This window comes from uncultured Sphingorhabdus sp. (assembly GCF_937872355.1).
Lineage (GTDB): Bacteria > Pseudomonadota > Alphaproteobacteria > Sphingomonadales > Sphingomonadaceae > Sphingorhabdus_B.
This window is the reverse complement of record NZ_CALMSV010000155.1, coordinates 1-7,609: the sequence shown is the minus strand read 5'-3', so window position 1 is coordinate 7,609 and position 7,609 is coordinate 1. Positions and strand designations below refer to the sequence as shown.

8 protein-coding genes are annotated in these 7,609 nt (G+C 57.1%); 4 read left to right on the top strand and 4 right to left on the bottom strand.

Features of this window, described 5'->3' with window-relative positions; all coding sequences use genetic code 11:
- From bioB to Q0239_RS09910, 3 genes are all read left to right on the top strand, one after another.
- On the top strand, positions 1–867 hold an 867-nt coding region (bioB, locus tag Q0239_RS09920), incomplete at its 5' end, for a biotin synthase BioB (RefSeq protein WP_298602026.1).
- Complete coding sequence (locus Q0239_RS09915) at positions 864–1,328, top strand: hypothetical protein (RefSeq protein WP_298602023.1); 465 nt, start codon at positions 864–866, stop codon at positions 1,326–1,328. The genes bioB and Q0239_RS09915, both read left to right, overlap by 4 nt.
- Before the next feature lies 1 nt (position 1,329).
- A complete protein-coding gene (locus tag Q0239_RS09910) occupies positions 1,330–3,336 on the top strand; it encodes an acetyl/propionyl/methylcrotonyl-CoA carboxylase subunit alpha (protein WP_298602020.1) in 2,007 nt (668 codons plus the stop codon).
- An 18-nt stretch (positions 3,337–3,354) separates the two neighbouring features.
- On the opposite strand, the gene Q0239_RS09905 is transcribed toward Q0239_RS09910, so the two are convergent.
- Positions 3,355–4,731 (bottom strand): peptide MFS transporter, encoded by a 1,377-nt coding sequence (locus tag Q0239_RS09905; protein WP_298602017.1) that lies wholly within the window; start codon positions 4,729–4,731, stop codon positions 3,355–3,357.
- Between the two features lie 132 nt (positions 4,732–4,863).
- On the opposite strand from Q0239_RS09905, the gene Q0239_RS09900 reads away from it, so the two are divergent.
- Complete coding sequence (locus tag Q0239_RS09900; protein WP_298602013.1) at positions 4,864–5,268, top strand: MAPEG family protein; 405 nt, start codon at positions 4,864–4,866, stop codon at positions 5,266–5,268.
- Here Q0239_RS09900 and Q0239_RS09895 read toward each other — a convergent pair.
- Genes Q0239_RS09895 through Q0239_RS09885 form a run of 3 tightly spaced genes read right to left on the bottom strand, consistent with a single transcriptional unit; the run spans position 5,265 to position 7,494 of the window.
- A complete protein-coding gene (locus tag Q0239_RS09895; protein WP_298602011.1) occupies positions 5,265–6,032 on the bottom strand; it encodes a cyclase family protein in 768 nt (255 codons plus the stop codon). The two genes, Q0239_RS09900 and Q0239_RS09895, sit on opposite strands and share 4 nt — an antisense overlap.
- On the bottom strand, positions 6,029–7,105 hold the full coding sequence (locus tag Q0239_RS09890) for a phosphotransferase family protein (RefSeq protein WP_298602008.1): 1,077 nt from the start codon (positions 7,103–7,105) through the stop codon (positions 6,029–6,031). Before Q0239_RS09890 ends, Q0239_RS09895 begins: the two co-directional genes overlap by 4 nt.
- Complete coding sequence (locus tag Q0239_RS09885; protein ID WP_298602005.1) at positions 7,102–7,494, bottom strand: hypothetical protein; 393 nt, start codon at positions 7,492–7,494, stop codon at positions 7,102–7,104. Before Q0239_RS09885 ends, Q0239_RS09890 begins: the two co-directional genes overlap by 4 nt.
- Positions 7,495–7,609: the final 115 nt, after the last annotated feature.

The following is a 7,609-nucleotide window of genomic DNA, read 5'->3' as shown; positions in this document are numbered from 1 at the left end:
CTGAGCATCAAGACCGGCGGGTGCCCCGAGGATTGCGGCTATTGCAGCCAGTCGGTGAAGGCCGACAGTGGCGTCGAGGCCACCAAGCTTATGGAAGTTCAAGCGGTGCTGCAAAAGGCCGCACAGGCCGCCGATGCGGGCAGCAAACGTTTCTGCATGGGTGCTGCCTGGCGCAACCCCAAGGATCGTGACATGCCTGCGATTGTCGAGATCGTAAAATCGGTCCGCGCCATGGGCATGGAAACCTGCATGACGCTGGGTATGCTGACGCCCAAACAGGCGGAAATGCTAGCCGAGGCAGGTCTCGATTACTACAACCACAATATCGACACCTCGCCCGAACGTTACAACGAGATCATCACCACGCGCACTATGCAGGATCGGCTCGACACGCTCGATCATGTCCGCAAGGCGGGGATCAATGTGTGCAGCGGCGGCATTGTCGGCATGGGTGAAACCCGCGCCGACCGTGTGGGCTTCATTCACACGCTAGCAACGCTCGAACAGCACCCCGAAAGCGTCCCCGTAAACGCGCTGGTGCCGGTGAAGGGCACCGTATTGGGTGACATGCTGGCCGACACGCCGCTCGCGAAGATCGACGATATCGAATTCGTCCGCACCATCGCCGTTGCGCGCATCACCATGCCGATGAGCATGGTCCGCCTAAGCGCAGGCCGCGAGAGCATGAGCGAGGCGACGCAGGCTTTGTGCTTCATGGCGGGTGCGAACAGCATTTTCACTGGAGACAAGCTGCTGACTGCGGCCAATGCCGGTGATGACAAGGATGCGGCGTTGATGGCGAAGCTTGGGCTGGTGCCTATGGAGGCGGAGGAGCCGCTGCGGACGTGTAAGGTGGGCGCACTATGAAGGCGCTGATGTTGGCTAGTTCTCTGGTCGCCAGTGCTCCGACTTCTTCGGACACATTTGCGATCGCTTGCAGTGGTGCGATATTTAACACCTCTCTCCGAGACGGAAAAACTACCGAAACAAAGTTCAGCTTGCCCGATCAGATTTTTGTTTTCAGCGAGATGTCCAATGTTGCACTTCGGGCAATGCCGCGTCGTCAAGAGTTTGAGAATATTTGCGAAATTGGGGCGATCGGGAAGAAGTTGGATTTTTCATCTGATTTGATTCGGACTTACTGGGTCAGTCCTACCGGATGGGATGCAGAGACAACATGTGAATTTAAGTTCAATCGAACCAATAATAGCGCGACCCTGCGAACGAAATTCGAATGGTCCAGCTCTACGCAATCGGAATCCGAATGGCGCATGGCTTGCGCTCCAACCGAAGTTCCAATTTTCGATATAGAAGAACGGTCAAAATAGAATGTTCAAAAAAATCCTTATAGCCAACCGTGGTGAAATCGCTCGCCGGGTAATCAAAACCGCCCGCCGGATGGGCATCCAGACCGTTGCGGTCTATTCGGATGCCGATGCGCGCGCGCCGTTTGTGCTTGATGCGGATGAAGCCGTGCATATCGGGCCTTCGCCTGCTGCGCAGTCTTACCTGATCGCCGAGAAAATTATTGAGGCGTGCAAGGCAACCGGTGCGGAGGCAGTGCATCCGGGCTATGGCTTTCTTTCCGAACGCACCAGCTTTGCCGAAGCATTGGCCGCCGAGGGTATCGCCTTTATCGGCCCGCCGGTGAACGCGATTGCCGCGATGGGCGACAAGATCGAGTCCAAGAAATTGGCGATGGAAGCGGGGGTCAATGTCGTGCCCGGCTTTGTCGGCGAGATTGACGATACCGAGCATGCCGTGCGCATCTCGAACGAGATCGGCTATCCGGTGATGATGAAGGCCTCTGCTGGCGGCGGTGGCAAGGGCATGCGGCTTGCCTATGACGAGAAGGATGTGCGCGAGGGCTTTGACGCCGTAAAGCGCGAAGGGCTGAACTCGTTCGGCGACGACCGCGTCTTCATCGAGAAATTCATCCTCAATCCACGCCATATTGAGATCCAGATTTTGGGCGATAAGCATGGCAATATCCTGTATCTCAACGAACGCGAGTGCAGCATCCAGCGCCGCCACCAGAAAGTGGTCGAGGAAGCGCCTTCGCCGTTCGTCACGCCGAAGATGCGCAAGGCGATGGGCGAGCAATGCGTCGCTTTGGCGCGCGCGGTGGGTTATTATTCGGCAGGCACGGTCGAACTGTTCTTTTCCGGTGCTGATCCGACAGGCGAGACCTTCTTTTCCCTCAAAATGAATCCCCGCCTGCAGGTCGAACACCCCGTCACGGAGTGCATCACCGGTATAGATTTGGTCGAACAGATGATCCGCGTCGCATATGGCGAAAAGCTGGCCATGACGCAGGATGACATCAAGATTGATGGCTGGGCAATCGAAAACCGCGTCTATGCCGAAGATCCCTATCGCGGCTTCCTTCCCTCCACCGGGCGCATCGTGCGTTACAATCCACCGGTGCCGGGCTGGGCAGGGGATATTCGCGGCGTTGATGGCGTGCGTGTTGACGATGGCGTCGCCGATGGCGGCGAAGTCAGCATGTTCTACGACCCGATGATCGCCAAGCTGATCACCTGGAGCAAAACCCGCGACGAAGCCGCCGACAAACAGGTTGCCGCGCTCGACCGGTTCGAGCTCGAAGGGTTGGGCCACAATATCGATTTCGTCTCTGCGATCATGCAGCACCCGCGCTTCCGCTCCGGCGAGCTGACCACCGGTTTTATCGCTGAGGAGTATCCCGATGGTTTTGCCGGGGCGCCCGCTTCCGAAGACTTGATCCGGAAGCTATGCGCCATTGCCGGAGTAGTCGCGACTAGTACTTCGGAACGTGCGCGACACATTGACGGACAATTGGGCGACAATCTGCCCGCGATCCGCAACTGGCTGGTTTCGGTCGATAAGCAGCGGCACGACGTCATCGTCCACAGCGGCGAGGTCACTGTCGACGGCCAGAAGATGGAGCTGCAGACCGACTATGTCCCTGGCGCGCGTATGGTGCATGCCATTGCCGATGGCGAAAGCCTTGCCGTCAAGGTCGCCAAATCGGGTTCGGGCTTCAAGATGACAACACGCGGCGCAAGCCACAGCGTGGTATGTCTACCTGAGCATGTCGCGCCGCTCTCGAAGCACATGATCGAAAAAATTCCGCCCGATCTTTCCAAATATCTCATCTGCCCGATGCCCGGACTGATCACCGCCGTGAACGTTGAGGCAGGCGACAAGGTGGAGGCAGGTCAACCGCTGGCGATTGTTGAAGCGATGAAGATGGAGAATATCCTGCGTGCCGAAAAAGCCGGCGTTGTCAAATCGGTAAACGCCAAGGCCGGAGACAGCCTGGCGGTGGACGCGATCATCCTAGAAATGGAGTAATCAACGACTGGGTTCAGCTCAATGGGCTGAACCCAGTAGGCGCTTGGCCAGGAACAGTTTGAAGATCACGAATGCAACCAGGCCAACCGCTGCCGTGCCGACATGGAACAGCCAGAAAGTCGGCGTTGCCATCGTTTCATACCATGTGCCCACTTCGCCGACGATCTTGTTCGCGGCGAAGAAGGACAAATAATAGATACCGATGATTGTAGCGTTGAGCGCGCGCGGTGCCAGCTTGGTAAAGAACGCCAGACTGACCGGCAGGATGTGCGCAAAGCCGATGCTGTTGAAGATATGGAACATCAACGGCCAGAACAGACCAATCTTACCATCGCCCTGCGTTGCTGCCGCCATATAGAGACACAGCCCACCCGCGATGGTGAAGAAGCTGCCGATGATCATCTTGCCCAGTTCATCGGGCTCCTGCCGTTTTTTGCCGTACCAGACATAAAAGGCCGCGACTGCCGCCAGCATCGAAAAACTCGCAATCGCATCGATGGTGATCATCCAGCTGGTCGGCAGTGTCTGGCCAAAAAAGGTCAGCTGGAACTGCGTATCTGCCCAGACGAGATAGGCGTTGAAAATCTGCTGGTTGGTGAGCAGCGCCACGGCCAATATCGGGACCAGTGCTACCACCGCAGAGATACGCAGCCAGTCCTGACGCGTCAGCGGTTCTTTGCTCGCCTTTGCCTCGCTAGCCTTAGCAGGGCGATTGTCCGCAGGCAGCCACGGCCCGGCCATGATGTAGAGGATAAGGCCGATCACCATTACGACGCCTGCGGTGCCAAAGCCCCAATGCCAGCCCACCCGCTCTCCCAGCGTACCCGCTACGAGCGGTGCTGCAATCACGCTGACATTGATCGCGATATAGAAAATCTGGAACGCCATCGCACGGCGCAAGTCTTCCGGTTTGTACAACTCGCCCACTTGACTGGCGATGTTGCCCTTAAAAAGGCCGACGCCAACGATCAGCGCCATCAAAGCGAACAGGAAGCTGCTTTCAAACGCCATCAGGAAATGGCCAAGCGTCATGAACAGCCCGCCAAGGATCAGCGTTGTCCGCCTCCCCAGCCAACGGTCGGCAATCAGGCCGCCTGCTATCGGGGTCAGATAGACCAGCGACGTGTAGTCGCCGAAAAGTTTGGACGCCAAGGGCTGACCATCAAGGCCATACCATCCCTTCATCCAGTCGAGGCCGATTACACCGGCAGCATTTTCCGGCAGCAGCAGATATTTGACCATGTAGAGCACGAGCAAGGTCTGCATCGAATAATAGGAAAACCGCTCGCAGCCCTCGACAAAGGCCAGATAGCCCAACCCCTTGGGATGACCGAGAAAGGCACGATCAGATTTGTCGATCAGATCAATTTCGGGCGTCGCTTCGGCAATGGTCATTCTCTAACTCCCCCGAGTAATATTCTTTCATCCGCCATATCGTTTCGTGCGGGCTTTGCCAGTAAATTTCGACGATTGGCGTTGGCGGCATTAGCAGTTAAGCTGCAACGGTTATCAGGGGGAGACAATCACATGCCAGTTCCGGTTACCGCTTTTGTTGCAGCCATTTGTGCGCTGCTCCTTTTGCTCACTGCGGTCGATACAGTCCGCCAACGTATCCGTGCGAAGGCGGCTTTTGGCGATGCAGGCGATGCCAAATTAATCAGCGCCAGCCGCAGCCACGGCAATCTCGCGGAACATGCGCCAATAGTCATCCTGCTGCTCGCCTTCCTCGAACTCGCGCATGCCTGGCATATGGGCCTGATGGCCATCGGCGCGCTTTTCCTCTTTGGCCGAGTGATGCACATTTGGGGTCTGTATTTACCCGCCAACACCAAGCCGCCGCTACCCCGCTCGCTGGGCGTCATCATTACATGGCTGACGCTGGCTATATTGAGTGGGTGGACGCTTTATTTGCTTGTTACGCAGAACCTTTAATCGATCAGTGCGACAGCCCTAATCCAACCGGCGCTTGCGCGTTCAATCTTGACTGGAAAGCAGCTCAATTTCCAACCGAAAGGCGGGAGCGAGGCTAAGTTGGTCAACTTCTCTATCTGATAGTAAGGCTGGATGCGTCCAGCCTTATGGCCTTCCCAGATGATCGACGGATCACGCTTTTCTGCCCAGCGTCTGGCGGTGTGGCTGAACGGAGCGTCCCAACTCCAGGCGTCGGTGCCAACCACCTGCACGCCGCGCTCAGTAAGGTATAGCGTCGCTTCAGCGCCCATACCGCATCCTTGATCGGTGAAATTGTCGGTGCCGTAGATCGCGCCTGATTGGATCAACACAATGTCGAACGGTTGCAGTTCATAGCCAATCCGTGACAGTTCGGCTTCGACCTCAGCAGCACTCACCACATGACCGTGCGGCTTGCCCGAGAAATCGAGCTTCACGCCGGGGCGAAAGAACAGATCGAGCGGAGCTTCGTCTATGGACGGGGCAGGGGAAGCGCCGCTGTCGGTGGTCGAATGGAAATGCCAGGGTGCATCCATATGCGTGCCGTTATGCGTGCTAAGCGTCAGGCTTTCGACCGCCCAGCCTTCACCATCGGGGAGGTCTTCCCGCGTCAGGCCCGGGAAAAACATCGCGATCTGCTCCCATGTATTCTCATGGGTCATATAGGTTATCTGAGGACGCATAACCGGCGGGTCCGAAACCACATCATTGGTTATCGGTATCGAAAGGTCGACAAACTGCGTCATTGCGGCAGCGCCTTGGCGCCATGGTCAAGCACCATCGCCGCCGAACGGCGGGCCATGGCGAGGAACATGTCGTCGCCACGATCAGTGCGTTCAACCACCATCGCCGCGGTTACTCCCATCAGGAAGCCCGCTACTGCAGAACGGCAATAATCGTCGCGGATCTGGGCCAGATCTGTCTCAGGCACTCCGCGGGTAATCAGTTGCGACCGATAACGTGCGAGCAATTCCTCTTCGATATCCCGCCGATGCCCGGCATCGAACGCCGTGCCTGTGTAATAGGCAATATCTCCGACACCGATGCCAACGCCAGTTGTTTGCCAGTCAACGATCACGATAGGTTTAACCCGATCACCGACATTGAAAAGCATATTGTCTGGCCTGAAATCGTTATGGGTCAGGCAGCGCGGGCTTTGGCGGGTGTCGTAATTGGCGTTGAGCTTGCCGAGGAAGGCTTCGCCAACTGTGCGCATGTTTGCATCTACGCGATCGCCATAGCGGTCGCAAAATGCTGGCCAGAACATGCCGAATAGGACATCGCTGTCGAGTTGCGGCGGCACCGCCTTGGTACCGTTAGGCCAGTCGAGCGTATCGAGCATTGGATCGCCCCACCATGCCGCATGGATGCTGGCTGCGGCATCGACTGCAAGCAAAGCTTCCTCGCGACTCGGTTCGCCCAACTGGTTGCCCTGCACATGATTGGGCAGATCATGCATGATCAGCGTGAAAGCATGGCTGTCTTCATCGAAGGCGATGTATAGATGGTCGGGCACTGCCATCGGCTTTTTGCCAGCGAAAGTCTGGTAGAACCGGCTTTCGCGCAGATAAGTGAGATGTGATTTGCCCGTCGTCCGGCTCAACTCATCATTGGACGGCAGCTTGGCAACAATGGTTGGCGGAAAACCGCCGGGATTTGCATAAAAGTTCAAGGCGATGCGATAGGTGGCACCTACCTGACCAGTGCCGATGGCCTTGGCTTCGATTGATGCAATGGCGACATCATGGCCTTTGTCACGCAGCATGGCTGTCAGCCACTCTGCAGTAATCTCGTCACGCGACAGGACCGGCAGGCTCATGCGCCCGCCCCATCGTTCAGCCCTTTGAAACCGCTTGGGCCGTGCGGACCAAAAACAAGTTGCTCGACAATGCCAATGCCCTCCGAACTCGCGCCACCGCCTTCATGCCGCGCGATGGCGACGTGCTGGATATGGAGGTGTGGCATGAGCAGCGGATCGAGGTCGGCAGGGCGGAAGTCTTCACGTTCAACCGCCAGTTCTCCCTTGAAACCACCATGCACCCATTCGCTATGGCCATAGCCGATACCCTTCATCATGAAGGTGTCGATTGGTTCCCACGTTACGACATGATCGCGCCCGCCATCGTCACGAACGTCGAGTCTTGCGGCGGTCGCATGGCGTTTGCCCGCAGCCCAGTTCATGGTGAAGCGGTCGTCATGGAAGTGCATTCCGCCTTCCTGATTGGCTCCGTCCATCATCAGTGTAGCGCGGCGGTTCCCTGCATCTGCCTTGTCCTCGTTGATTCAATGGGAAAACGACTAGAAAATGGGGAAATATTGCGTT